Origin of the sequence: Polaromonas jejuensis NBRC 106434, from assembly GCF_001598235.1 — a bacterium.
In the GTDB taxonomy this organism is placed as follows: domain Bacteria; phylum Pseudomonadota; class Gammaproteobacteria; order Burkholderiales; family Burkholderiaceae_C; genus Polaromonas; species Polaromonas jejuensis.
In genome coordinates, this window is the sequence record NZ_BCYO01000031.1 from 17,576 (window position 1) to 42,278 (window position 24,703).

A 24,703-nucleotide genomic window follows, 5' to 3' on the forward strand; every position below is an offset into this window, starting at 1 on the left:
GGCCGGTGACAATAGGCTTTGTGCTAAGCATCCTCCTCGTCACCTTTCCCTTCTTTGCGCTGGTGCTGTGTGGCTATGTCGCCACCCGCCGCAACCTGCTGCCGCAGGCCGCGATTCCGGGGCTCAATGCCTTTGTGCTGTATTTCGCGCTGCCCTGCATGCTGTACCGCTTTGGCGCCGGCACGCCGATTGCGCAGCTGCTGGACGCCAGCCTGGTCGCGGTCTACCTGCTGTGCGCCCTGCTGATGGTGGCGCTTGCGGTGGTGGTCGCACGCCGGGGCCCGGGCCGCCGTCTGGGCTGGAACGACGCCTCGTTTGGCGCGCTGGTGGCCACCTTTCCCAATACCGGTTTCATGGGTGTGCCGCTGCTGGTGGCCCTGCTCGGCGCCCAGGCGGCGGGCCCGACGATTGTGACCATCGCGGTGGACATGCTGGTCACTTCCTCGCTGTGCATTGCGCTGTCGCGGCTGGATGGGGCCGACGAGCACGGCGCGGCCAGGGCCGCGCGCCTGGCGCTCAAGGGCGTGCTGGCCAATCCCTTGCCCTGGTCCATCGCCCTGGGCGCGCTGGCCTCGGCGCTGGGCTTTGCCCTGCCCAAACCGGTCATGGGCACGCTCAGCCTGCTCGCCGATGCGGCCTCGCCGGTGGCCCTGTTCACCATTGGCGCGGTGCTGGCGCGCTCACAAATGCATAGCGCCACGCGCACGCCCCTGGCGGATTACGTGCCTGTAGCGCTCATCAAGCTGGTGCTTCACCCGCTGCTGCTGGGGCTGATCGGCCTGGGCGCCATCGCGCTGGGCCTGCCGCTGGAGCGCTTTACCCTGACGGTGGTGGTGCTGGTGGCGGCCCTGCCCAGCGCCAGCAATGTGGCCATGCTGGCCGAGCGCTTTGGCGCCGACAACGGGCGCATCGCGCGCATCATCCTGCTGTCCACGGTGCTGGCGTTTTTCAGCTTCTCGGCGGCGGTGGCCTGGCTGACCTGAACGTTTATTACATCCTGGCCAGGTACGCTGCCAGGCGGTCCAGTGTCTGGTTGCCGCCTTCGATGGCGCCGTATTCCCTGACCACCCTGTCGCTCTTGGCGGCGGAGGCAGACAGGCGTGCCGGGTTGTCGATTTCCACCGCCCCCGATCGTCATACTGGTAGAGCGGGATGTTTTTCGGTCCGGACTGTCCGGGCATCCCGCTCCCCATCTGAAACGAAAAGGAGTCCGAAATGAAATTCATGGTCATGGTGAAAGCCGACAAAAACAGCGAAGCTGGCGTGATGCCCAGCGAACAACTGCTGGCCGACATGGGCAAGTTCAACGAATCGCTGGTCAAGGCCGGGGTGTTGCTCGCGGCCGAGGGCCTGCATCCCAGCTCCAAAGGCGCGCGCGTCAAATTCTCGGGCAGCAAGCGCACCGTGGTGGACGGGCCTTTTGCCGAAACCAAGGAACTGGTGGCCGGTTTCTGGATGCTGCAGGTGAAATCCAAAGAAGAAGCCATTGAGTGGATCAAGCGCTGTCCCAACCCCATGGAAGGCGAGTCCGAGATCGAGATCCGCCAGGTGTTTGAGGCCGAAGACTGTGGCGCCGGGTTCACGCCCGAGCTCCGTGAAGCCGAAGAACACATGCGCCGGCAAGTGCAAGCGCAGGCCGGCGCGCGGTCCTGAAAAAGTGCGGGCCTGCCGCCAGCCCCTGGTTTGAGGTACAAACCGGGGACGGCGGCGCGGGGCCGCCCACGGCCCACCCGATGGCCACCTTGAGGAGATCTCACGCATGCAATTCATGATCCTGCGCAAATCCGATGCCGCCACCGAGGCGGGCGAGCTGCCCAGCCAGGCACTGCTGGCCGCCATGGGCGCCTACAACGAAGAACTGATGAAGGCCGGCATGCTGCTGGGCGGCGAAGGCCTGCAGCCGAGTTCCAAGGGCGCGCGCATCCGGTTTTCCGGCGGCAAGCCCACGGTGACCGACGGCCCCTTCACCGAGTCCAAGGAACTGATCGCCGGGTTCACGCTGGTGGAGGCGGCTTCGCGGCAGGAGGTCATCGAATGGCTCAGGCGCTGGCCCCAGGAAGATGCCGACGGCAATACCTCGCTGGAAATACGCGAAGGTGGCTGCCCCGGCGGCCTGCGCGGCGTCGGCGCGCAGGCCGCACCGGCCCTGCCCGAAGGTTTCCGGCGCTTCATGATTCTGCTCAAGGCCAATGACAGGGCCGAGGCCGGCATCGTGCCCGGCAGCGACGGCTTAGGCGCCATGGCCAGGCACAACGACGATGCCGTCAAGGCCGGCGTGCTGCTGATGGGCGAAGGCCTCAAGCCTAGCGCCAGCGCCTCCCGCATGAAGTTCTCCCGCGGCAAGCCCAGCGTGATGGATGGGCCGTTTGCCGAAGCCAAGGAATTGCTGGCCGGTTTCTGGATCATCCAGGCACGCTCGCTGCAGGCGGCGGTCGACTGGGCGCTGGGCTACCCCTTTCCGTTCCGCGACACCGAGGAGGTCGAGGTGGAAATCCGGCTGCTGTATGAAGCCGCCGACTTCGGCGCGGCCTTCACGCCGGAACTGCGCGAGGCCGAGGCGCTTCAGCGGGCCCAGGTAGGAGCCGGCAAGCCGCGATAAGAGCCGATCAAAGGACGCGGCGGGGGCCGGTGAAAATATTTTTGAATTTTTTGGCAAAACGTGTCGATTTCGGGTTTTCCGTTCGTCGTACCGGTGAGCGGAAGGTTTTTGGGGTGGCAGGGCCCCGGCTGACCCGGCGCTCGTCCATTCACACTCAGAACACCAACCGAGGGGATTCCCATGTTCAAGACCGTTGCCATCGTCATTGCCGTCGTCGCCGTCGTTTTTATCGCGGCCGTGTTGGCGCTTGCCTCCGCCAAGTCCGACACCTTCCGCGTCCAGCGCCAAACCGCCATCCAGGCGCCGCCCGAAAAAATCTTCCCGCTGATCAACGACTACAGGAACTGGGGCGCCTGGTCGCCCTATGAGAAGAAGGACCCGGCGATGAAGCGCAGCTTCAGCGGGCCGGCCGCCGGCAAGGGCGCGGCCTATGGCTGGGAAAGCACAGGCGGCGGCGTCGGCATGGGCGACATGCTGATCACCGAATCCGTGCCGTCCTCCCTCATCAAGATAGACCTGAACTTCACCAAGCCCTTCGAGGCCCACAACAAGGTGGTGTTCAGCATCCAGCCGCAGGCCGGCGGCAGCACCGTGAGCTGGGAGATGCAGGGCCCCGCGCCCCTGATGTCCAGGGTCATGCAGGTTTTCTTCAACATGGACCAGATGGTGGGCAAGGACTTCGAAGACGGCCTGGTCGCCATGAAGGCCGCCGCCGAGAAATAGGCAGCAGGCGCAGCGGCGCATGGCCGCGGTGCGCATGCCGACGCTGGTGGCCAGCGGCGAGAAAAGCCCCGAGGTCCTGCGGCTGGCCGCGCGCGCCATTGCGAACGGCGTGCCGGGGGCGCAGCACCGCACGCTCAAAGGCCAGACCCACAACGTGTCGCTGCAAGTGCTGGCGCCGGTGCTGCGGGAATTTTTCAAGGCCTGAGAGCGTGAGAGTTTTTCTATTTCACTCCCTCTCCCTCTGGGAGAGGGCGGGGGTGAGGGCCGGCGAGTGGACACGACAGGGGCGCGCAGCCCCTCACCCCAACCCTCTCCCCAAAGGGGCGAGGGAGGAAATACCGTCGCTTCGAAAAACTCTCAGCCTCTGAGCCGGTGAAGGCGTGCAGTTGTCTTGAATATTTTTGAACGGGTTGTCGATTCTGCAAAGCCCGGTTCGTCATACAGTTAGAGCCATGCGCTGAACGGTTGAAACCCTGAAGCCCGGCTCCCCAACCTCAAACTCAAGGAGTGATTGACCATGCGATTCATGATGCTGATGATCCCCAAGGGCTACGAAACTGCAACGCCGGGCACCCTGCCCGACGCGGAGGCCGTCGCCGCAATGATGAAGTACAACGAGTCCCTGCAAAAGGCCGGTGTGCTGATCTCGCTGGAGGGCCTGCACCCGCCCTCCATGGGCGCCCGCGTGACCTTTCCGGGCGGCAAGCCGCGCGTCACCGACGGACCGTTCGCCGAAGCCAGGGAAGTGCTGGGCGGCTACTGGATGATCGACGTGGCTTCGCGTGCAGAAGCCATCCAGTGGGCGTCACGCTGTCCGGCGGGTGAAAATGAAATCATCGAGGTGCGCCAGGTGCAGGAAATGTCGGACTTTCCGCCTGACGTGCAGAAGGCTGCCGCCGGCTTTACCGACATGCAGGACAAGGCCGCCAAAGGACGGCAAGCGTAGCGCAGAAACGCATGGCGGCAGAGGAAACCCACCGCGCGATCGATGCCGTCTGGCGCATCGAGTCGGCCAAGCTCATCGCCAAGGTCGCGCGCATGGTGCGCGACGTCGGCCTGGCCGAGGAGATCGCGCAGGACGCATTGGTTACTGCGCTGGAGCGCTGGCCGCAGTCGGGCGTGCCGGACAATCCGGGCGCCTGGCTGATGGCCGTCGCCAAGAACAGCGCACTCGACCACCTGCGCCGGGGAAAACTCCTGGCGCGCAAGCATGAAGAGTTGGGGAACGAACTGGCACTGGCGCAGGAAATGGCGCTGGCCGACGCCGACGTCGTTGCCAGCGATGACTACGACTATGGCGATGACCTCTTGCGCCTGATCTTCACCGCCTGCCACCCGGTGCTTTCCACCGAGGCCCGCATTGCGCTGACGCTGCGCCTGCTCGGCGGCCTGACCACCGACGAAATTGCGCGTGCTTTTCTGGTGCCGGAGCCCACGATGGCGCAGCGCATCGTGCGGGCCAAACGCACCCTGACCGAGGCGCGCGTTCCCTTTGAAGTGCCCGACGCCAGCCAGCGCGAAGCGCGCCTGGCCTCGGTGCTGGAGGTGCTCTACCTGGTGTTCAACGAGGGCTACTCCGCCACCTCGGGGGGCGACTGGATGCGGCCCGCGCTCTGCGAAGAGGCGCTGCGCATGGGGCGTATCCTGGCCGAACTCGCGTCCGAAGAGCCGGAGGTTCATGGCCTCGTGGCGCTCATGGAAATCCAGGCTTCGCGGGCCAATGCGCGCACCGGCCCTTCCGGCGAGCCTATCCTGCTGCTGGACCAGAACCGGGCACGCTGGGACCACCTGCTGATACGCCGCGGCATGGCCGCCCTGGAGCGTGCGCAGGCGCTGGGCGGTGCGCTGGGCCCTTACGCGCTGCAGGCTGCGATTGCCGCCTGCCATGCGCGCGCCCGCACTGGTGCTGAAACCGACTGGCCGCGCATCGCGGCACTCTACGATGCGCTGGCCCAACTGGCGCCTTCGCCGGTGGTGGAACTCAACCGGGCGGTGGCGCTGTCCATGGCCTTTGGCCCGGCCGTGGGGCTGGAGGTGGCCGACGCGTTGCTATCGGAGCCGCTGATGAAGAACTACCACCTGCTGCCCAGTGTGCGCGCCGACTTCCTGTCCAAGTTAGGCCGCTTCGATGAAGCCCATGCGGAATTCGAGCGGGCCGCTTCGCTGACGCGCAACCTGCGGGAACGCGAACTGCTGCTGGCGCGGGCCGCCGCGTGCGTGCGGGGATCAACGCCGCCGCAGCTGCCGTGAGCCGAATCAAATCGCGATCGGGTCCACATCAATCGCCCAGCGCACCAGGCTCTTGAATTCGGCTTGCCTGCGGGTGTCAAACAGCAGCGGCTGCCAGGCCGCCAGAAAGCGCTGCAGCGCGGCGCGTGAGGGGCTTTCGACCAGCATCTGCGCGCGCTCTATGTTGGCCACGCGCTGTATCGTCATGGGCACGGCCGGGTAGGGCGTGACGGCGTCGTGGCCGGGCAGCTGGCGCAACTGTGCGGCGGCCGCGGCGGCGTTCAAAAAGCCCTGGGCGACCGACTGCTCTTTGGCCTCGGCGCGCACCAGTGCCGAATAACCGAAGGGTGACATGCCAGCAGCCTGGCGCTCGGCCAGTTCCCGGGCCGCAAACACCGGATAGTCGTGCCGCTTGAGGGCTTCAAACAGCGGGTGCGCCGGGTGAAAGGTTTGCACCCACATTTCGCTGGCCTGGCTGTGCCGGGCGTCGCGGCCGGCCCGGCCGCCGGCCTGCATGAGCAGGCTGAACAGGCGCTCGGGCGCGCGGAAGTCGCTGGAGAACAGCGCGCCGTCGGGGTTGACGGCCGCCACCAGCGTGATGTGGCGAAAGTCATGGCCCTTGGCAATCATTTGCGTGCCGACCAGCACGTCGACCTCGCCGGCATGCACGCTGGCCAGCTGCGATTCCAGCGCGCCTTTGAGGCGCGTGGTGTCGGCGTCTATGCGGGCGATGCGCACGGCCTCGCCGTCGGGCCGCCGCACGCCGGCCAGCAGCTCGGCCAGGTGCTCTTCCAGCCGTTCGGTGCCGCGGCCCACGGGGGCGATGTCGATGTTGCCGCAACTCGGGCAGGCGCGCGGCACGCGCTCGGTAAAGCCGCAGTGGTGGCAGCGCAACGTGCGGTCTATCTTGTGGAACACCCGGTAGGCGCTGCAGTGCGGGCACTCGCTCTTCCAGCCGCAGTCGTGGCAGGCCAGCACGGGCGCATAGCCGCGCCGGTTCAGGAAAATCAGCGACTGCTCGCCGCGCGCCACCCGCTGCGCAATCGCGTCCAGCAGCGGCGGGGCAATGGTGCAGTGCTTGGGCTGGTGGTTCATGTCCACGCGCCGCACTAGCGGTAGGCCCCCACGTTCGCCCACTGCGTGTGGCTCTCTGCCCCCCGGGGGGGCTAATTTTCCTTGGGGCGGCCCGGCGGAAAGCGGTAGGCCCCCACGTTCGCTCACTGCGTGTAGCTCGCTGCCCCCCGGGGGGGCTAATTTTCCTAGGGGCGGCCCGTCGGAAAATTGCGTCGCTTCTGTGTCTATCGCTGATGGAACACCGATACGCTCGCTCATGTTCAGGCGCTGGTAGCGGCCGGTGAGCGTGGCCTGCCAGCTTTCCAGCGAGGGCGTGGCCGAACCCAGCAGCACGCGGCAGTCGCCGTGCGGGTGGTCGGTGTCAGCGCTTTCCAGCTTGGCGCGATAGACCGCCAGGTCGCGCGCCGAGTAGCGTGCGCCCTCCTGCTGCTTGTAGCTGGGGTCATGTTCTTCATCCACCACCAGCAGCCGCAGATGGGGCAGGGACGCCAGCACCGCCATGCGCGTGCCCAGCACCAGCCGCGCCTGGCCCGCATGGGCGGCCAGCCAGCTTTTCAGCCGTTGTGCCGGCGTGAGCCCGCTGTGCAGGGCCACCACCCGTTCCTTGCCGAGGTGGGCAAAGCGCTCCTCAAAGCGCGCCTGCAGCTGCGGCGTGAGATTGATTTCGGGCACCATGACCAGCACCTGCGCGGCCGGGTCCTGGGCCAGCACCTTGGCCGCGGCACGCAGGTAGACCTCGGTTTTGCCGCTGCCGGTCGCGCCGAACAGCAGAGCGGGCCGGGTATCTGCATCAAATTCGGCCAAAGCCCTTTCCTGCTGGGCACTAAGCGCTATCAAATCGCTAGTGTCTTGCGCGCGGCTGGTATCCACCACGGGCCGCTTGAGGCGGCGCGTCAGCTGCACCGCATTGAGTTCGCGCAACTGCGGCGGCAGCGCCGCCAGCGCCACTTCACCCAGCGAGCGCTGGTAATAGCCGGCGGTGAAGCTGACCAGTTTTCGCCAGGTGGCGGACAGCGGGGCCAGCCCTTCCAGCACGCCGGCGACCAGGCGTATATTTTCCGCCTGCAGCGCGCCGCCGTCCGGCAACAGGTCCCACACCACACCCAGTACCTCCCGCCTGCCCAGGGGAACGCGTACCAGAGCCCCTACGGCGAGTGGAGACTCACTTCGGTAAGTCAGTGGCCCGGCGATGGCGCTGTGGGCCGGCGTGGCGACGACGACCTGGAGCCAGTAACTCATGGGGAACAATCCGACACATGTGTTTCTGGAACAACACATGCAGACAACGCGCTAAGTCCTTGATTTTTCACCGCTTTAGAGATGTCCAGATTTTCTGTGGATAACTTTGTTGATAGCTTGTCTGATAACCCGTCCAAGCCTTGTAAATCAAGGCTTTCCTTAGAATGCCCGGAAAAATGGCAAATAAAATTCCCCATATGAATCAATGACTTGCGTGCGCTATGGCTTTGATAGCGCCCTGCCGCCAGCAAGCACTGCAATGCGGCACCACAGCACGGGTTTTGTGCATAAGTCGAAACGCCAGCGCCCGATTTTGTGCTAGCCATGCCCGAAATGCCGCAGAAATCAGCGGTTTCCGGCCCTGGCGGCGGTGTGCTCAGGCCTGCGCCTTGCGCATGCTGCGAGAGTGAGCATGCACTGCGTGAACCAGGACTTCGACGCTTTCGGGCGGCGTGTGCTGGCTGATGCCGTGGCCCAGGTTGAAGATATGGGTCGGCCCGGCCTGGTTGGCATCGGTATGCGGCTGGCCAAAGCTGCTTAGCACCGCCGCGACCTCGGCCTCTATCTGCGCCGGCCTGGCAAACAGCACATTGGGGTCCAGGTTGCCCTGCAGGGCCTTGGCGTGCGGGCCGTTCTCGCCGACGCGGGCCCGCGCCTGGGCCAGATTGACGGTCCAGTCCAGGCCCAGCACCTCGCAGTCCAGCGTCTTCATGCTTTCCAGCCACTGGCCGCCGCCCTTGGTGAACACCAGGCGCGGAATCTTCACGCCCTCATGCTCGCGCTTGAGCTGGGCCAGCACCCGCGCCGTGTAGGCCAGGCTGAAGCTGTGGAAGGCCGCATCGGCCAGCACGCCGCCCCAGCTGTCGAAGATCATCACGGCCTGGGCGCCGGCGTCTATCTGCGCATTCAGGTAGCTGGCCACGGCATCCGCATTGACCGCCAGGATCTGGTGCATCAGGTCGGGGCGCTGGTACAGCATGGTCTTGACGAGACGGTAGTCGTCCGAGCCCGCGCCTTCCACCATGTAGCAGGCCAGCGTCCAGGGGCTGCCGGAAAAGCCGATCAGCGGCACGCGGCCGTTCAGCGCCTTGCGGATGGAGGTGACGGCGTCAAACACGTAGCGCAGCTTGCTCATGTCCGGCACGGCCAGTCTGGCCACGGCGGCCTCGTCGCGCACCGGCGTGGCAAAGCGCGGGCCTTCGCCCAGCGCAAACGACAGGCCCAGGCCCATGGCGTCGGGCACGGTCAGGATGTCGCTGAACAGGATGGCGGCGTCCAGCGGGTAGCGCTCCAGCGGCTGCAAGGTGACTTCGGTGGCGTAGTCGGTGTTGGTTGCCAGGCCCATGAAGCTGCCGGCCCGGGCGCGCGTGGCGCGGTACTCGGGCAGATAACGGCCGGCCTGGCGCATCAGCCAGACGGGCGTGTGGTCCGTGGCCTGACGCAGGCAGGCACGCAGAAATGTGTCGTTTTGGAGAGGTGCAAACATGGCTGGATTGTCTCAGAGCCTGTTCCCGATCTACAGGGGGTCGTGTTGGCCTGTGGGCATTGTGCTCGCCTTTCGACGCGCTTGGGCTATCCGCCGCGCCGGTTCGGATTTACCATGGCTTCTAGAGCGTTCGCCCTGACACAAAAAGGACTCTGCCATGCGCATGACTGACCAGGAGTATTTCCGCAGCTGCATCGCCAAGGAGCGCCACCTGGCGCAACTGCTGGGCTACCACCATATCGAGGAATGCTACGAAAGCGCCGGCAAGCTGTGGGACAACAACCAGGAGCTGCCGCAGTGGACGCGCGACTGGCGGGCCTGCGGGCCCCTGATGAGCGGCTACGGCATCGCGGTGAGCTATGGCCATGACCACCCGGATGGCCAGGCCCAGGGGCAGACCGCCTGGGACTTTGCGCGCATGGGCGAGACGGTGGTTCATTTCTCGGACCATCCATCGCGCGACCGCGCGGTGATGTACGGCATCGTCAAGGAGCTGATTTTTCTGCTGGAGCATGGCAAGGTCGCCAGGCCGGCGTGAGCCCCTTACGCCGGCCCGCCCTCATGGCGGCAGCGCGGCCATGAAGTTTTGCAGCGCCTCAATCGGCAGGGGCTTGCAGAACAGATGGCCCTGGTAGCACTCGCAGCCGTGGTGCGCCAAAAAGGCGCGCTGCGCCTCGGTTTCGACGCCTTCGGCCAGAACCCCCAGCCCCAGGCTTTGCGCCAGGGCGATGATGGTGCGCGCAATCGCGGCGTCATTCGGGTCGCGCAGTATGTCATGCACAAAGGACTTGTCGATTTTCAGCTGGTCCAGCGGCAGGCGTTTGAGGCATGAGAGCGAGGAGTAGCCCATGCCGAAATCGTCGAGTGACAGGGTCACGCCCAGGTCCTTGAGCCTGGCGAGCTTGCGGATGCTGATGTCCATGTCGTCCGCGAACAGACTTTCGGTCAGTTCCAGTTTGAGCTTGTGGGGGCTGACCTTCGCAGCGTTCAGGGTGGCCATGACCCGATCGACGAATTCCGGCTGGCGGAACTGCCGCACGCTCACGTTGATCGCCATGCTGAGTCCGGCCGTGCTGGGCTGATGGGCCCAGGCCGCCAGCTGCTGGCAGGCCGTTTCGAGTGCCCACTGGCCCAGCGGAAGAATCAGCCCGCCTTCTTCGGCCGCGGCGATGAATTCTGCGGGGCGCACCAGCCCGCGGCGGGCGTGCTGCCAGCGCAGCAGCGCCTCCACGCCCGTCATGCGGCCATCGCGCCCGACCTGCGGCTGGTAGTGCAGCAGAAACTGGCCTTCGCGCAAGCCCTGGCGCAGGTCAGACTGCAGGGCCGCGCTGGCCGAGACCGCCGCCTGCATGGCCGGGTCGTAAAAACACAGGGTATTGCGCCCGGCCATTTTGGCCTGGTACATGGCCAGATCAGCCTGCTTCAGCAGGTCGGCGATGTTGTGGACTGGCTTCTGGTTGAAGGCCGTCACGCCAATGCTGCAGCTGCTGTAATGCTGGTCGCCCGCCAGGTGGTAGGACTCGCTCAGCGCGGCAAGAATCTGCTGGCCCACCGCTTCGGCCCGGTCCGCCGCCTGCCCGGGGTCATGGCCCAAGTCCTTCAGCATGACCACGAACTCGTCCCCGCCCAGGCGGGCGACCGTGTCGGTCTGGCGCACGCAGCCCATCAGGCGCGTCGCGACCTGCTGCAGCAGCAAGTCGCCCTTGTGGTGGCCCTGGGTGTCGTTGAGTGTCTTGAAGTTGTCCATGTCTATGAACATCAGCGCGCCTTCCTGCTGGTGCGGATCGCTCAAGGCCTGTTGCAGGCGCTCCATCAGCAGCTGGCGATTCGGCAAATGGGTGAGCGGGTCGTAGAAAGCCAGGTGCTTGATTTCGCTTTCCGCCACCTTGCGCCGGGTGATGTTGCGCCCCACCGCGACCCAATGGGTAAAAAAAGGGCCGGCCTCATTGGCCACGGGCACCATATCCACCTCCATCCAGAAATGCCGGCCGTTTTTTTTGTAGGTGATGAGTTCGGCCTGTACCGGTTTTCCCTGCTGGAGCGCCTCCTGTATGCGCTCCAGCTCGCTGCGCTGGGTCAGCGCGCCGCACAGCAAATGGCGCGGTGAGCGGCCCAGTGCCTCCTGGTGGCTGTAGCCCGTGTGTTGCTCGAAGGCCTTGTTGACAAAAATAATGCGCAGGCCGGGCTTGCCCGACGGCCGGATTTGCGCAATGAGCACGATGTCGTTCAGCCGCGAGATGCTGGTCTCCAGCAGCATGAGTTGCTCGCGGGCCTTGCGGCGCTCGCTGACATCGCGAAAGTAGATGGCCAGCCCATCGGCAAAGGGATAGGCCCGCACTTCCAGCCAGCGGTCCGGCGGGGCATGGAGCGCGTCAAACTCCACGGCGTGCCGGCTCGCGGCGGCTGCCCGCAGCTGCTCTGAAAAGGCGGCATTGAGGGCGCCGGGAAACGCCTGCCAGAAGCTGGCCCCCAGCAGCGCGCCGCCGGGTTGGTGCAGCAGCAGGCCGGCCTCCCGGTTGAGGTAGGTGAAACGCCAGTGGGGGTCCAGCGTGAAAAATCCCTCCGTGATGCTTTCCAGCGCGGTGCCCAGGCGCGCGGCCAGGTTTTGCGCATCTTCCCGGCTCTGCTGCATGGCCGTGCGCATCTGGTCGCGCTCTGACGCGATGGCATGGCCTTCCTCGCGCTGCTGCCGCTGCAGATCGAGCTGCCCGGCCAGCAGGGTGGCGAGCGTTTCCAGGTCTTCCTGCTGTGCGCGGCTCAGGCTGTGCCGCAGCCTGGCCGCGACCGCCAGGACGCCCAGCCATTCGCCATTTTTGCGGCGCAGCGGCAGGCCGCGGTAAAAGACGATGCCGGGCGCGCAGGCGGCGGGCAGCTGCTGCGGCGTCTGCTGGGCGGCGGCGCACAGCGTCATCAAGCCCAGGCGTTCATGCTCGGCGAAACCGGTGCCGGCAGCCAGAATGAGCTGCCCGTTCTCGGACAGCGCCACCAGGGCAATCGGGACGCCGCAGGTCCGGGCCGCGAGCCGCGCGATTCGGTCGGCATCCAGAAACAGCGGCCGGCTTGAATCTTCGCCCGCAGGCGAGGAATTCTTGCAGTCGGGGACGGAAGGCAGGGGAGACATCAGAGCAGGCATGGCACGACAGTGCATTGGGTGGCAGCTGCCAATGCTGCGACTTCAAGCGCTCTTTTTTGCCGGATTTTGCAAGCGTTCAGTGCAAAGCGTTGCAAAACGTTGCCTTGTTTACCGGCATGAGGTCCTGTCCTACGGCACCGTTCGTCGTTGGGCCACCCATGCCGTGCGCATCACCCCTGATGATGCCGTCGTGACCACGCCATACAGCCATTTACGGGAAGAGGACGATGAATAACGAGCTCGACAAACTGCAGCACTGCCCTGATCTGGCGAGCTTGCGCTTCACCCTGCACCGTGTGTGCTCCCGCTTCGGCTCCGTGGCCCAACTCAAGATACTGCCCGCCAGCTGTGCGGGCAAGCAGCAGGCCCTGTGTTTTTTCCGCATGGCGTCGGCTGAAGAAGAGCAGCAACTGATGTCTGGCCTGGGCGTTCGCCGCTTCGGCGGGGAGCTGGTCGTGGTGGTCGATATGAAACCATCCGGGCCCGCCATGGCCGACCTGTTCGGCTCGGCCGCCTGAGCGTGGCGCCGGGTTTCGGTGCGCGGCCTATGCCGCCAGGGCCGCGTCGGCGTCGGGATGCTTGAGCAGCAGGCGTTCCAGCGCATTCAGCGTTTCAAATGATTCGGCAAAGTCGGCGAACAGCGTCGCGTTGTCGGGGGCGGCCGCCTGGCCCCGCCAGTCAGTCCTGAAGCGCTCGAAGATTTCGCCAAAGCTTCTGCGGCCGTCGATCAGGCGCAGGATCTGGGGCGCATATCTGCCCGGGTTCACCATGACAGACACCCCGGAATGCTGGTGCCTGAGCATGAAAGGCTGGCCGCGGTTGCTGGCAAATACCTGAGCGGCGATCTCGCCGCTCAGGGGCTCGTGGTAGAAAAAAGGCACGTACTCGGCCTCGCCATAAGGGGCCGTGCAGCCGGCGTCGCGCGTGACATACAGCGAGTGCGTGATGATGTTGCCGATCATGAGTTCGGCCATTTCATACTGCCGCCGCAGCGGCATTTTCCGCAGCGCTGCCGTCATGGCGGGCGGCTTGCTGCCCAGCACCATGTGGGGCAGATAGGGCGAGCGGCCGCGCTGCACATCGCTGAACGCCAGGTGCATGCCGTGGCCTTGCGCCTGCCCGTCCCCCAGCCAGTCAAACAGTTCGCCGACCGTGTAGGAGCGGTCCTGCGAATGCAGCAGCAAATCGTAAATGCCGGCGTCGCCCATCTTGTGGTCGTGGTGCAGGTCTTCGCTGCGCAGAAACCAGTTGCTGGCCGGCAGGCTGGCCAGCAACTCGCGCGTGTTGGCAATCTTGCGGCTGTCATCGGCCTCGGGGCCGTTCACCAGACGCATCAAGGCCTGCATCTGGTAGACCCCGGTACGGCCGGCCGTGGCGTAGACCATCAGCCCGACGGCGCCGTCGGCCTTGAGCACGCTGCGCAAGGCCTTGAAGCCCGCATCGGGATCGGCCAGGTGGTGCAGCACGCCGCTGCAGTTGATGTAGTCGAACTGACCCAGCCGCGGCGCCAGCGCGGGCAGGTTCAGCAGCGAGTCGTGCAGCCAGCGGATGTTGCCCAGCCCGCGGATCTCGGCGCGCCTTTTGGCAATGGCAATGCTGGCCTCGCTCATGTCCAGGTGGACGATTTCGGCATCGGTGTGGCGCAGCTGCTCGGCCAGAAAAATTGTGGCGTCACCGGTGCCGCCGCCGGCCACCAGCGCCCTGAAGCCGTTTTGAAACGACTGCTTTCCGGCAAAGCAATAGTGGTTGATCATGGGCAGGTCTTCCAGCCATGTCAGCGCCAGGCGCTTGCGGTCGTCTTCCGGGTTGCAGGGCGGGTAGGGCAGGGCTTCGTACTGGCTTCGGACCTGGGGCAGGTAGTTGTCGTGCATGGGCGTCTCGAAAAAAGCTGAAAGGGGCCGGGCAGGCCGGACGGTCTGTTGGGCAGAGTATCCCCGCAACGAAGGCGGCGGGAATAAGGCCCGGCCTTTAAAGGAATGGCCGGCGCGGCGGCACAGTTGCCTACAGCAGGCCGCTGGACAGCAGCACCCGGTGGTCAACCTTGATGCAGTGGTCCTGTACGACCCGCAGGCCGGCGGCCTTGGCCTTGGCGGCTGCGGCCGGATGGGCAATGCCCAGCTGCATCCAGACCGCCTTGGCACCTATGGCGATGGCCTCATCGACGATGGGCGGTATGTCTTCGCTGTGGCGAAAGCAGTTCACCAGCTCGATCGATGCATGCCTGGCGGCGTCGGTCAGCGTCGCATAGGCCTTTTCGCCCAGCACCTCGGTGGCATTCGGGTTGACGGGAATGATGCGATAGCCCTGGGCCTGCAGATAACGCGCCACATCAAAACTGGCGCGGTGCGGTTTGGGCGACAGGCCGACCACGGCGATGGTGCGGCAGCCGCGCAGAATCTCCTGAATACGTTCGGATTCGGTCATGGCCCTCAGTTTAGTGCTTGTGGCCCCGGCTCGCCGGCATGGTCGGCGCGAAAGCGCAGGGTGACGACAAAGTGCTGGTCGCCGTTCCGGCCAAAGCGCATGTCGCCGCGGTGGGCGCGCATGACTTCCTCGACGATGGACAAACCCAGGCTGGCGCCGAGGCGGTTGCCGCCGCGCGCCGAAAACGGCTTGCGGATGCGCTCCCAGTCGGCCTCGGGGATGCCGGGGCCATCGTCTTCGACCCGCAGCTCCCAGGCCGCGTCGCTGCGGCTGATGTTGATGTGCAGCAGGGTCCTGGCGCCGTACTTCAGCGCGTTGTCGAGCACGTTCTTGAGGGCCTCGCGCAGGCTGACGGGATCGCCCTGGATCAGGCAGGGCTGCGCAGGCGCCTGCAGCGCCAGGTCGAGCTTGCGCTGCGCATGCTGCGAGAGCATGTCGGCCATTTCCTCGCGGGCCAGGCCGGCCAGGTCCATGGTTTCCAGCGGGGCCGAATCGGCCCGGTGCTGCACCATCGCGTGGTTGATCAGCTGGTTGACCAGTTCGCCCAGGTGGTGCGTCAGCTCGCGCAGCCGCGCCTGGTGCAGCGCCCGGCCCGCGTCATCGTGCTGCATGGACAGCAGTTCCATTTGCGACAGCAGCGCCGCCACGGGCGTGCGCAGCTGGTGCGCCGCGTCGCCAATCACCCGCCGCATGAGCGCGCGGTGCACGCCCAGGCGGCGCATGAATTCGTTGATGGAGGCCACCAGCGTGTGAATTTCGGCCGGCACCTCCTGCGTCAGCGGCGACAAATCGTTCAGGTCGCGGTGCTGGATGGCGGCACTGATCTGTTTCAGCGGTGCCAGCGCCTGGTGCAGCGTGAACAGCGCGGCGATCACCGTCAGCAGCCCCATCACGAGGATGACCAGCGAGGCGTTGCTGCCCAGGCTCTTGGCAAACGATTCGCGCGCATTGTTGGTCTGGGCCAGCATCACCACCGCCCAGGGGTTTCCCGCCACCGGCATGCGCCGGCCGACAAAGGCAATGCTGACCGGCAGGTCAAGGTAGCGGCCCTGAATCACCACAGGCCCCTCGGCCAGCCTTTCCCACGGGATGGCCGGGCGGAACTCGGGGTCGCCGGCGACCACGCGGCCTGCGGGGTCGAGCACGGCATAAAACACCTGGTCGTTGGCGGTCAGCATGGAAAAAGCCGAAACAGGCGTATCCACATTGACCGTGCCGTTCTGGTACCAGGTGTTTTCGGCGATCAGCAGCGCACTGCCCGTGAGGATGCGGTCGTAGGCGTCGCTGGCCGCGAGCCGGGTCGACAGCACGATGGCCACCAGCAATACCAGCCCGCTGATGGACAGGACCAGCCCCACCCTGAGCGCCAGCCGGGTGTAGAGCGAACGCCCCGCGGCCCTCACGGCAGCACGACCTGGTAGCCCAGCCCGCGCAGGGTGCGGATCTCGAAATGCGCCCCCGACAGCTTCTTGCGCAGGCGGGCGATGTACTGCTCCACCGTGTTCGCATTCGGGTTGTCGTCCAGGGTGAACAGCTTGTCGATCAGCTCTTCCTTGCCAAAAATGCGCCCGGGGCGGGAGATGATGATCTCCAGCAGCGTCACCTCGCGGCGCGTCAGCTCCAGCGGCTCATCATCGACGCGCACGGTGCGGCTCTTGCGGTCCAGCGTCAGGTTGGCGCAGCTCAGCAGATTGGTCGAATCGCCCCCGACCCGGCGCAGCAGCACGCGGATGCGCGCCTCCAGTTCGCGAAAGTCAAAGGGCTTGATCAGGTAGTCGTCGGCGCCCAGGTCCAGCGCCTTCACTCGCTCCTCGATTTCGGCGCAGGCCGTCAGCATCAGCACCTGGGTGCGCAGCGGCACGCTGCGCACGCGCTGCAGCAGGGCGTAGCCATCCAGCCCCGGCAGCATGACGTCCAGGATGAGGAGGTCGTAATGGTCCGCAACCACCATCGCGGCGGCCCTGGTGCCGTCGGCTTCCCAGTCCACCGTGTGGCCCAGCCGCGCCAGGTGCGCGCTGATGGCCTGCGCCACATCTACCGAGTCTTCGACCAACAGCACGCGCATGGGGGAGGCCTTTGGGGGTTCAGTTTCATTACAGGTTCGCCAGCTAGCATTGCCGCGCAGACCAAAAGCAGAATTTTAGGAGACATGCATGAGCCATGATGATCGCGCCGGCCAGGGCGCAGGTGCCGCCTTGAGCGCGCCCGCCCCCTTGCTGGAAATTGACAACGTCACCCTGCAGTACAAGACCAGCGAGCATCTGGTCACGGCGACCAAGCAGGTCAGCTTCAAGGTCTATCCCTCGGACCGCTACATTTTGCTCGGCCCCTCGGGCTGCGGCAAGTCCACGCTGCTCAAGGCCATAGGCGGCTACATGGCGCCGGTGCACGGGGCCATACGCCTCAAGGGCCAGACCATCACGCAGCCGGGCCCGGACCGCATGATGGTGTTCCAGGAGTTCGACCAGCTGCTGCCCTGGAAAACCGTGCGCCAGAACGTCGAGTTCGCGCTGCATGCCAGTGGCCGCCTCAAAGGCCGGGAAGCCGCCGAGCGCGCCGCCTACTACATTGAAAAGGTCGGGCTGATCAAGTTCATCGACAGCTACCCGCACACCCTCTCCGGCGGCATGAAGCAGCGCGTCTCGATCGCGCGCGGCATGGCCATGGAGCCCGATGTGCTGCTGATGGACGAGCCCTTTGCCGCGCTCGACGCGCTGACGCGCCGCAAGATGCAGGATGAGCTCCTGCGCCTGTGGGACGACACGCGTTTTACCGTGCTGTTCGTCACGCACTCCATCGAGGAAGCGATACGCATAGGCAACCGCATCCTGCTGCTGTCGCCCCATCCGGGCCAGGTCAAGGCTGAGCTCAACAGCGTTCCGGTCCACGAGATGGGCACGGCGAGCCAGGCCCAATTGGAAACCCGCATCAACGACATGCTGTTCGCGCACTGAGGCTTGACATGACCACATCCAACACCGTGACAACGCCCATCGAGCCCTACGCACGCCCCGAATTCGTGCTCGACACCCAGCGCCCCGAGACCACCGAAGTTTTGCGTCCGCTGTCGCTGTTCGAATCCCTGTACCGCCTGGGCTGGCTGCGCAAGACGGTCATCCTGGTCGTGCTTGCCGTCATCTGGGAAATCTACGGCCGCTGGCTCAACAACCCGCTGCTATTCCCCAGCTTTTCGGACACCGTGCACGCCTTCGGCTCGGGCATTTACAGCGGCGTGCTGCTGGAGCGCGCCGCCGTGTCGCTGCAGACCCTTTTGATCGGCTACGGCCTGGGCATTGCGCTGGCCGCGCTGCTGACCACGGTGGCGATCAGCTCGCGCATAGGCACGGACCTGCTGGAGACGTTGACCTCCATGTTCAATCCGCTGCCGGCCATTGCGCTGCTGCCGCTGGCCCTGATCTGGTTTGGCCTGGGCACCGGCAGCATCATCTTTGTGCTGGTGCACTCGGTGCTGTGGGCCGTGGCGCTGAACACGCACGGCGGCTTTCGCTCGGTCTCCACCACCCTGCGCATGGTCGGCCAGAATTACGGCCTGAAAGGCTTCTCGCTGGTCGGCGCCATCCTGATCCCCGCGGCCTTCCCCAGCATACTGACCGGCCTGAAAGTCGGCTGGGCCTTTGCCTGGCGCACCCTGATTGCCGCGGAACTGGTGTTTGGCGTGTCCTCGGGCGCCGGCGGTCTAGGCTGGTACATCTTTGAGAACCGCAACCAGCTGGAGACGGCCAACGTTTTTGCCGGCCTGTTCTTCGTGATCCTGATTGGCCTGTTCGTCGAGAACTTTATTTTCGCGACGATTGAAAAACGCACCATTCACCGCTGGGGCATGCAGCACTGAGCCTGGCCATGCCCGCCCCCTTTTGATAACGTAAAACAGGAGACTTGAGAATGAAACGACGTGTATTTACCACCGCAGTCGCCGCCGGGGCGCTGGCCCTGTCCGGCTTCGCGAGCGGCGCCCATGCGGAAGCATCGGCCATCCGCGTTTCGCACGGCTACGGCATTCTTTACCTGCCGCTGATGGTCATGCGCGACCAGCAGCTGATTGAAAAGCAGGCGAAGAAAATGGGCCTGGGCGAGGTCAAGACCACCTGGCTCACGCTCGATGGCGGCAATGTCATCAACGACGCGATGCTGGCCGGCAATCTGGACGTCGCCGGCACCGGCGCCCCCGGGTTCGTGACCTTGTGGTCCAAGGCGCAGGGCATACCGCGCTCGGAAGTCATAGGCCTGGGCGCGCTGAGCACCTCGTCGCTCTGGCTCAACACCAACAACCCCAACGTCAAGTCGCTCAAGGACTTCACGCCCAAGGACAAGATTGCCATTCCCGGCATCAAGACCTCGCTGTCAGCGGTGGTGCTGCAAATGGCCGCGGCCAAGGCCTTCGGCCCCGAGAACTATGCCAAGCTCGATCCGCTGACGGTCAGCCTGAGCCACCCCGATGCGGTCGGCGCGCTGCTGGGCGGCAAAACCGAGATCACGGCGCACTTCACCTCGCCGCCGTTTTCCTACCAGGAAGCCAAGGACCCCAAGATCACGCGCGTGCTGAACTCCTCGGAACTGCTGGGCAACATCACCCTCGACGTGGTGTTCGCGCCCAAGCATTTCACCGAGAGCAACCCCAAGCTGACGCAGGCCTTCATGGCCGCGCAGGAAGAGGCCAACGCCTACATCGCCGCCAACCGCAAGGGCGCGGCCGAGGCGTTTTTGCGCATTTCGAAAATCAAGATGACGCTGCCGGAAGTGGAGCAGATGCTGGCCGACAAGGACACCCAGTTCAGCACCACGCCCGATGGCCTGATGGAGTATGTGTCCTTCATGGACAAGGCCAAGACCATCAAGACACGGCCGGCCAAATGGTCGGACATGTTTGTGCCGGCCTTCCAGACCCGCAAGGGCAGCTGAGCCCGGCCCGCGACGCGCCGGCAGGGCCGGCCGTGACACGCGCTTGATGCCGCCGGGTCGCGGGTCAATCCCCCGGCTGCAAAAGCGCCCCTGTCCCGGGGGCGCTTTTGCGCTTTCAGGGCCCGTATTTGATCGCGCCGCCGCCGGCTCCGCCCGCCAGGCGTCAAAGTCTGGCGATGGCCGAACGAACTTCTTCCACGCTCAGCACTTCCGACAGCACCTGCGGGGCGCTGCCGGCCTTGTACATCACGTAGACCGGCACGCCGCTGCGGCCCAGCCGGCCAATGGCGGTGCTGATGGCCGGGTCGCGCCGCGTCCAGTCGGCGCGCAGCAGGGCGACGTTTTTGGCCTCCATATCGGCCAGCACCGCGGCGTTGGTCAGTGTGGTTTTCTTGTTGTACTGGCAGGTCACGCACCAGGCGGCGGTGAAATCGACAAACACGGGCTGGCCCCGGGCGGTGAGCTGCTCGACCCGGCCCGGCTCCCAGGCCTGCCAGCGCCCGGAGGCGGCGGCGAGCGGTGTCGCACCCAGGGGTTTTATGATATTTGGGCCGATAGCCCAGATGGCAAGGGCGCAGAGCGCTATTGAAATAGTAGCGATTACGGTGCGGGCCGGGCCGCGCAGGGTAAAGGCCCAGAGCGTCAGCGCCAGCAGCACCAGCAGCGCCAGCAGCGCGCCCGCACCGTCGATGCCGCTTTGCTGGCCCAGCACCCAGACCAGCCAGGCCACGGTGGCAAACATCGGGAAGGCCATCAGGCGGCGGAAGGTTTCCATCCAGGCGCCGGGGCGCGGCAGCAGGCGCGCCACCGCCGGCACCAGGCCGGCTGCCAGATAGGGTAGCGCCATGCCCAGGCCGATCGCGGCGAACACCGCCAGCGCCTGCGCGGCCGGCAGGCCCACGGCCAGGCCTAGCGAGGCGCCCATGAAGGGCGCGGTGCAGGGTGAGGCAATCGCCACCGCCAGCACGCCCGACAAAAACGAATTGACCACCGGGTGCCGGGCTTCCAGCGCCGCCACGCCCGAGGGCAGGAACTGCCCGAATTCGAACAGCCCGGCCAGGTTCAGGCCTATCACGGTGAAGAGCACCGCCAGCGCCGCCACGACGGCGGGCGACTGCAGCTGGAAGCCCCAGCCGAGCTGCTCGCCGGCCGCGCGCAGGCCCAGCATCAGCGCGCCCAGCGCCAGGAACGACAGCAGCACGCCTGCGGTGTAGGCCAGGCCGCTGATCCTGTGGGCCCGCCGGTCGTTGGCGTGGCGCGTGAAGCCGACCACCTTGATGGCCAGCACCGGGAACACGCAGGGCATCAGGTTCAGGATCAGCCCGCCCAGCAGCGCCCCCAGCAAGGCCGGCAGCAGGCCGAGGGCCGGGCCGGCGGCGTTGGCCTGCAGCGCGGCGGTCAGCGCCGCAGGGACCGCGGCCCGCGTGGCGCCCTGGGGCCATTCGCCGCTGACGGGCGCGTCGATACGGTAAGCGCGCTCATTCAGGCTCACCACCAGCGGCATGCGGGCCGGGCTTTCGGTCCGCTCGCTGGACAGCGGCACTTGCGCGGTCCACAGCCAGCCTTGACCGGTTTGCTGCCAGGCCTGCTGCCAGGCGCCGGCGGGCTGGGTCACGCCCGCGGTTTCCGGAAACAGCGCCAGGGTCTGGCCTTGCAGGGCGGGCGGCAGTCCGTCCAGCGAGACCTTGAGGGTCTGGCCGCTGACCTCGATCTGGCTGCGGCCGGTCGGCAATGGTCGGGGGGTGGCGTCGAAAGTGGCCTGGAATGCCTTGCCGTTGAGGGCCGTGGAGCTTTTGACCGGCAGGCTTAGCGAAAACTCGCCTTCCTGCGGAATGCACTCCTGGCGGCAGACCAGCCAGCTGGCCTTGAGCTTGATGTCGGCTTGCGAGGCCTGGAAGCCGGGCGCCACCGTGAGCGGCACCGGCAACAGCACGGTGCCTTCATAGCCATAGTTGGCCAGCGTGCCCACCGGGATTTTTTTGGGCGTGGGCCAGGCAATTTCGCCGGCCGTGATGCCGGCGGGCAGTTGCCAGTCCAGCTGCGTCGGCAGCCCGGAATCACCGGAATTCTTCCAGTAGGTGTGCCATTCGGGCCGGTGCGTGAGCTGCAGGCCCAGCCAGACCGGCTTGCCGGCTTCCACGCCCTCGGGCGCCCAGGCCAGCAGTTCGGCGCGCACCTGCTCGGTGCTGACAACCGCGCCCCTGGTGCCGATTGGAAAGGGGTTTTGAGCACCGGCCAGTGTGGATATTGCGCTGGCAGCTATAAAAACCGTAGCTAAAAGAAGGCGGGAAATAGTCATTGCAAGGTGGGAGCCTGGGTGGCGGGATAAGTTCCGGCTGGGCCGCGCCTGGGCATCGCGGTCAAGGTGCAAAGCCCAGCACCACCCGGCGGGTGGAGGCACTCTTTTTTTCGATTTTGGTGACCACGACCGCACCGATCTCGGCGGTATTGGCCACATGCGTGCCGCCGCAGGGCTGGAAATCGATGGTTTGCGTGGCGCCAATGCGAATGGTGCGGATGCGCCCGGTGCCCCGGGGCGGCTGGACGCTCATGCTTTTGACCAGCGCCGGGTTGGCGTCGAGTTCTGCATCGGTGATGGCGCCCACCGTGACCGGATGGGCGGCGGCCACCAGGCGGGCAATGCCCTCGGTCAGCGCTTCCTTGTCCAGCGCATCGGTCATGTTGAAGTCGAGCCGGGCATAGTCGGGCGTGATGGAGCAGCCGTTGACCAGCTGCGGCACCAGGTGGCACAGCAGGTGGGTGGCGGTGTGAAAGCGCATCAGCCGGTGCCGGCGCGCCCAGTTGATGCGGGCCGTGACGGTATCCCCGGGCTTCAAGCCGGCGCGCAGGCGTTGCTCCGGGACGGAGGCGTCCCCGGGTCCGTCCAGCGCCGGAAGGTGGCAGATGTCATCGGTGAACTGCCCCCCGTCGTCCTTGCCTTTGCGGGTGTCGGCAATGGCAATCTGCGCGCCGTCGGCCAGGATGAACCATCCTGCGTCACCCGCTTGGCCGCCGCCCAAGGGGTAAAACACCGTGCGGTCCAGCACAATGCCCTGCGCCGTGATGGCGGCCACGATGGCGGTGCATTCGGCAAGGTAAGCGTCTTCGCGAAACAGGTCTTGGGTCATGGTTTGATAATACCGGCATGAACCGCCCCGCGCTCAACCCGGCACCCAGCCCCGTGCCTTCCCGGCCGCGCCTCGCCAGCCCCATCGTATTGGCGACCTTGAACGCCAAATACATCCACGCCTCGCTGGGCCTGCGTTACCTGCTGGCCAATATGGATGCGCATGGCGGCGCGGGCCTGCGCGAGCAGACGCAGCTGCGTGAATTCGTCATCCAGCAGCGCCCCACGCAGATCGTCGAAGAGCTGCTGGCGCTGCAGCCCGAGGTGATAGGCCTGGGCATCTACATCTGGAATGTGGTGGAGACCACCCAGGTGGTGCGCCTGCTCAAAACTTTGCGGCCCGACATCAAGGTGGTGCTGGGCGGGCCCGAGGTCAGTTTTGAGACCGGCGAGCAGGAGATCTGCCGGCTGGCCGATCATGTGATCACCGGCTGGGGCGATGTGAGCTTTCCCAAGCTCTGCCGCGCGCTGCTCGATGGCCCCAAGCCGCTCATGAAGGTGATCGCCGGCGAGCAGCCCGCGCTGGCCGAACTGGCCTTGCCCTACCACGAGTACACCGATCAAGACCTGGCCAAACGCCTGCTGTATGTGGAAGCCTCGCGCGGCTGCCCGTTCAAGTGCGAGTTCTGCCTGAGCTCGCTCGACAAGACCGCCTGGGCCTTTGAGCTGGATCTGTTCATGGCCGAGATGGACGCGCTCTACCAGCGCGGCGCGCGCAACTTCAAGTTTGTCGATCGCACCTTCAATTTGAAGGTGGGCCACTCGGTACGCATCCTGCAGTTTTTCCTGGACCGGATGGCGCCTGACTTGTTCGTTCATTTTGAAGTCGTGCCCGACAGCCTGCCGGACCGCCTGAAAGCGCTGATAGCCCAGTTCCCGGCCGGCTCGCTGCAGTTTGAAGTCGGCATCCAGAGCTTCAACCCCGAAGTGCAGCAGCGCATCTCGCGCAAGCAGGACAACCTCAAGACCGCCGACAACCTGCGCTGGCTGGTCACTGAAAGCCAGGCCCATGTGCATGCCGACCTGATTTTTGGCCTGCCCGGTGAAACCCTGGAAAGTTTTGCCCAGGGTTTTGACAGGCTTCATGAACTGGCGCCGCACGAAATCCAGTTCGGCATTTTGAAGCGCCTGCGCGGCACGCCCATCACCCGGCACACCGCCGACTACGCGATGGCCTACGACCCGCAAACGCCCTACACGATTTTGCAGAACTCGACGATTGACTTTGCCACCATGCAGCGCATCAACCGCTTTGCGCGCTACTGGGAGATGGTGGCGAATTCGGGGCGCTTTGCGTTGGGACTGAAGCTGCTTTTGGGGCCGGGTTCGGCCTTCAACCATTTCCTGGCCTTCAGCGACTGGCTGTGGCAGACCACGGGCAAGACGCATGAGTTTGCGCTGGAGAAGCTGGTGGATTTGTTGTTTGAGCATCTGACGGCCGTGCGTGGACTGGCTGAGCACGAGGTGCATGCTGCGTTGCTGGCGGATTACCGGGCCAGTGGAGCGCGGGGGCGGCCTCAATGCCTGGCTGAACTGCTGAGTGCCGAGCGGCTTGCCGTGCCCGTCGCGTCCGGCAAGCTGAGGGCTGAGCGGCAAAGCCGGCATGTCAATCAGCTGGCGCATCGCGAGGAGATTCAGAAGGCTGCGGCGGCTGCTTGAGCCTTTTGACGCCTTGTGTGAGGTCATCGCCGCGCCCTTCACTACCAAGCCGGGGGTAGCCCGGCAGCTAGTCACTTTCTTTTGCTTCGC

The 24,703-nt window shown here is 65.6% G+C and carries 25 protein-coding genes; 14 read left to right on the plus strand and 11 right to left on the minus strand.

All coding sequences use genetic code 11. The annotated features are described in order from the left end of the window. The first annotated feature begins 20 nt into the window (after positions 1-20). Complete coding sequence (locus PJE01S_RS21275) at positions 21-983, plus strand: AEC family transporter (RefSeq protein ID WP_068835738.1); 963 nt, start codon at positions 21-23, stop codon at positions 981-983. 7 nt (positions 984-990) lie between these two features. Here the strand turns inward: PJE01S_RS21275 and PJE01S_RS26220 are convergent, their stop codons facing one another. Further along, positions 991-1,122 (minus strand): hypothetical protein, encoded by a 132-nt coding sequence (locus tag PJE01S_RS26220; protein WP_281178633.1) that lies wholly within the window; start codon positions 1,120-1,122, stop codon positions 991-993. Between the two features lie 93 nt (positions 1,123-1,215). On the opposite strand from PJE01S_RS26220, the gene PJE01S_RS21280 reads away from it, so the two are divergent. The 6 genes from PJE01S_RS21280 (at position 1,216) to PJE01S_RS21305 (ending at position 5,572) form a co-directional block, all read left to right on the plus strand. Further along, a complete protein-coding gene (locus PJE01S_RS21280; RefSeq protein ID WP_068835710.1) occupies positions 1,216-1,653 on the plus strand; it encodes a YciI family protein in 438 nt (145 codons plus the stop codon). A gap of 106 nt (positions 1,654-1,759) precedes the next feature. Next, positions 1,760-2,599 carry a YciI family protein gene (locus tag PJE01S_RS26350; RefSeq protein WP_084389688.1) on the plus strand — a complete coding sequence of 280 codons (840 nt, stop codon included), beginning with the start codon at positions 1,760-1,762 and terminating at the stop codon, positions 2,597-2,599. A gap of 180 nt (positions 2,600-2,779) precedes the next feature. Next, complete coding sequence (locus PJE01S_RS21290) at positions 2,780-3,322, plus strand: SRPBCC family protein (protein ID WP_068835711.1); 543 nt, start codon at positions 2,780-2,782, stop codon at positions 3,320-3,322. Positions 3,323-3,341: 19 nt separating this feature from the next. After that, positions 3,342-3,527: an alpha/beta fold hydrolase gene (locus PJE01S_RS21295; protein ID WP_068835713.1), complete on the plus strand. Its 186-nt coding sequence runs from the start codon at positions 3,342-3,344 to the stop codon at positions 3,525-3,527. Positions 3,528-3,839: 312 nt separating this feature from the next. Beyond that, entirely contained in the window at positions 3,840-4,268 is a 429-nt protein-coding gene (locus PJE01S_RS21300; protein ID WP_068835714.1) for a YciI family protein, read from the plus strand. 11 nt (positions 4,269-4,279) lie between these two features. Further along, positions 4,280-5,572 (plus strand): RNA polymerase sigma factor, encoded by a 1,293-nt coding sequence (locus tag PJE01S_RS21305; protein WP_068835716.1) that lies wholly within the window; start codon positions 4,280-4,282, stop codon positions 5,570-5,572. A 6-nt stretch (positions 5,573-5,578) separates the two neighbouring features. Here the strand turns inward: PJE01S_RS21305 and priA are convergent, their stop codons facing one another. Genes priA through hemE form a run of 3 tightly spaced genes read right to left on the minus strand, consistent with a single transcriptional unit; the run spans position 5,579 to position 9,350 of the window. Then, the gene (priA, locus tag PJE01S_RS21310) at positions 5,579-7,864 is read right to left on the minus strand and encodes a replication restart helicase PriA (protein ID WP_068835717.1); all 2,286 of its coding nucleotides are present in this window, start codon (positions 7,862-7,864) and stop codon (positions 5,579-5,581) included. Further along, complete coding sequence (locus PJE01S_RS25380; RefSeq protein ID WP_157090432.1) at positions 7,861-8,190, minus strand: hypothetical protein; 330 nt, start codon at positions 8,188-8,190, stop codon at positions 7,861-7,863. The genes priA and PJE01S_RS25380 overlap by 4 nt, the downstream gene beginning before the upstream one ends. A gap of 50 nt (positions 8,191-8,240) precedes the next feature. Next, positions 8,241-9,350 carry a uroporphyrinogen decarboxylase gene (gene hemE / locus PJE01S_RS21315; protein WP_068835718.1) on the minus strand — a complete coding sequence of 370 codons (1,110 nt, stop codon included), beginning with the start codon at positions 9,348-9,350 and terminating at the stop codon, positions 8,241-8,243. Positions 9,351-9,507: 157 nt separating this feature from the next. Here hemE and PJE01S_RS21320 point away from each other — a divergent pair, with 157 nt between their 5' ends. Continuing rightward, positions 9,508-9,888, plus strand: a complete 381-nt coding sequence (locus tag PJE01S_RS21320; RefSeq protein ID WP_068835720.1) for an aminoacyl-tRNA synthetase — start codon at positions 9,508-9,510, stop codon at positions 9,886-9,888. 21 nt (positions 9,889-9,909) lie between these two features. Here the strand turns inward: PJE01S_RS21320 and PJE01S_RS21325 are convergent, their stop codons facing one another. Further along, positions 9,910-12,483 (minus strand): EAL domain-containing protein, encoded by a 2,574-nt coding sequence (locus tag PJE01S_RS21325; RefSeq protein WP_245660907.1) that lies wholly within the window; start codon positions 12,481-12,483, stop codon positions 9,910-9,912. 31 nt (positions 12,484-12,514) lie between these two features. Here PJE01S_RS21325 and PJE01S_RS25385 point away from each other — a divergent pair, with 31 nt between their 5' ends. Together PJE01S_RS25385 and PJE01S_RS21330 are read left to right on the plus strand one after the other, a co-directional pair. Then, a complete protein-coding gene (locus PJE01S_RS25385) occupies positions 12,515-12,718 on the plus strand; it encodes a hypothetical protein (protein WP_157090433.1) in 204 nt (67 codons plus the stop codon). Beyond that, on the plus strand, positions 12,711-13,001 hold the full coding sequence (locus tag PJE01S_RS21330) for a hypothetical protein (protein WP_068835721.1): 291 nt from the start codon (positions 12,711-12,713) through the stop codon (positions 12,999-13,001). The genes PJE01S_RS25385 and PJE01S_RS21330 overlap by 8 nt, the downstream gene beginning before the upstream one ends. Positions 13,002-13,028: 27 nt before the next feature. Here the strand turns inward: PJE01S_RS21330 and PJE01S_RS21335 are convergent, their stop codons facing one another. From PJE01S_RS21335 to PJE01S_RS21350, 4 genes are all read right to left on the minus strand, one after another. Continuing rightward, positions 13,029-14,354 (minus strand): class I SAM-dependent methyltransferase, encoded by a 1,326-nt coding sequence (locus PJE01S_RS21335; protein WP_068835723.1) that lies wholly within the window; start codon positions 14,352-14,354, stop codon positions 13,029-13,031. Positions 14,355-14,484: 130 nt separating this feature from the next. Further along, positions 14,485-14,907, minus strand: a complete 423-nt coding sequence (locus PJE01S_RS21340; protein ID WP_068835725.1) for a CoA-binding protein — start codon at positions 14,905-14,907, stop codon at positions 14,485-14,487. A gap of 5 nt (positions 14,908-14,912) precedes the next feature. Continuing rightward, positions 14,913-16,310, minus strand: a complete 1,398-nt coding sequence (locus PJE01S_RS21345; RefSeq protein WP_068835726.1) for a sensor histidine kinase — start codon at positions 16,308-16,310, stop codon at positions 14,913-14,915. Then, a complete protein-coding gene (locus PJE01S_RS21350) occupies positions 16,307-16,972 on the minus strand; it encodes a response regulator transcription factor (protein ID WP_068835728.1) in 666 nt (221 codons plus the stop codon). Before PJE01S_RS21350 ends, PJE01S_RS21345 begins: the two co-directional genes overlap by 4 nt. 88 nt (positions 16,973-17,060) lie before the next feature. Here PJE01S_RS21350 and PJE01S_RS21355 point away from each other — a divergent pair, with 88 nt between their 5' ends. From PJE01S_RS21355 to PJE01S_RS21365, 3 genes are read left to right on the plus strand one after another with little or no spacing between them, the layout of a single operon-like run. Continuing rightward, on the plus strand, positions 17,061-17,861 hold the full coding sequence (locus tag PJE01S_RS21355) for an ABC transporter ATP-binding protein (RefSeq protein ID WP_068835730.1): 801 nt from the start codon (positions 17,061-17,063) through the stop codon (positions 17,859-17,861). Positions 17,862-17,869: 8 nt separating this feature from the next. Further along, positions 17,870-18,760 (plus strand): ABC transporter permease, encoded by an 891-nt coding sequence (locus PJE01S_RS21360; protein ID WP_068835731.1) that lies wholly within the window; start codon positions 17,870-17,872, stop codon positions 18,758-18,760. Positions 18,761-18,810: 50 nt separating this feature from the next. Then, positions 18,811-19,827 (plus strand): ABC transporter substrate-binding protein, encoded by a 1,017-nt coding sequence (locus PJE01S_RS21365; RefSeq protein WP_068835733.1) that lies wholly within the window; start codon positions 18,811-18,813, stop codon positions 19,825-19,827. Positions 19,828-19,990: 163 nt separating this feature from the next. On the opposite strand, the gene PJE01S_RS21370 is transcribed toward PJE01S_RS21365, so the two are convergent. Both PJE01S_RS21370 and PJE01S_RS21375 read right to left on the minus strand, forming a co-directional pair. Then, positions 19,991-22,126, minus strand: a complete 2,136-nt coding sequence (locus PJE01S_RS21370; RefSeq protein WP_068835736.1) for a protein-disulfide reductase DsbD family protein — start codon at positions 22,124-22,126, stop codon at positions 19,991-19,993. A 61-nt stretch (positions 22,127-22,187) separates the two neighbouring features. Further along, positions 22,188-22,955 carry an alanyl-tRNA editing protein gene (locus tag PJE01S_RS21375; protein ID WP_068835737.1) on the minus strand — a complete coding sequence of 256 codons (768 nt, stop codon included), beginning with the start codon at positions 22,953-22,955 and terminating at the stop codon, positions 22,188-22,190. 17 nt (positions 22,956-22,972) lie between these two features. On the opposite strand from PJE01S_RS21375, the gene PJE01S_RS21380 reads away from it, so the two are divergent. After that, entirely contained in the window at positions 22,973-24,613 is a 1,641-nt protein-coding gene (locus PJE01S_RS21380; RefSeq protein ID WP_245660908.1) for a B12-binding domain-containing radical SAM protein, read from the plus strand. Positions 24,614-24,703 lie beyond the last annotated feature (90 nt).